The 593-nt window shown below is 43.2% G+C and carries 1 protein-coding gene; it reads left to right on the forward strand.

Features of this window, described 5'->3' with window-relative positions:
• Positions 1 to 223: hypothetical protein (locus tag QEH52_RS20925; RefSeq protein WP_308952746.1), on the forward strand; the 223-nt coding region annotated here is incomplete at its 5' end.
• Between the last annotated feature and the right edge of the window lie 370 nt (positions 224 to 593).

The following is a 593-nucleotide window of genomic DNA, read 5'->3' on the forward strand; positions in this document are numbered from 1 at the left end:
CGCGAAAGCGTCCAAGAAAAATACTGCTGCAAATGATTCGACAACTGCGGAAGGCAATCGTGCTCGACTCCTTGATGCACCAGCAAATTCCTTGCCCGGTAAATCCTCCACAAATGCCAAGTTAATCTTTTACTGGAACGCTCGAGATCCCTCTGCAACGTCACAGGATTATGGAAGATCTTCCATGCTTCATTTACTCGATAGAGTAAAAGAGGATGCTTAGCGACTACTTCTAACAATTTCACTATTCCAGCCGAACCCTTCGGCTCGCACATCAACTTCAAAATCTGCTCTGGATGAACCGCATCCTTATAGCCCAACTTGAATGGCAGCGAAGATCGATCAATCGTAGGATTATTTTTAAGCCAATAATGTATACTAATCGATAGATAACGAACAACTTTATCCATTTTCCTCCACGTTAGAATCGGGACAACGAGTCTCACAACTCTGTCGATAATCGACTTCCCATCAACTAAAGAGGCAAGACATTCAAGGGCTGACCATATATTAATCAAACGAAGACGATGATCATGCATGCTTAACGCTAGATTATTCAAATCCAACGCTGACCGAACTTCCGACTCAAGGTT

The sequence above is a fragment of the Thalassobacterium maritimum genome (assembly GCF_031127805.1).
Lineage (GTDB): Bacteria > Verrucomicrobiota > Verrucomicrobiia > Opitutales > Coraliomargaritaceae > Thalassobacterium > Thalassobacterium maritimum.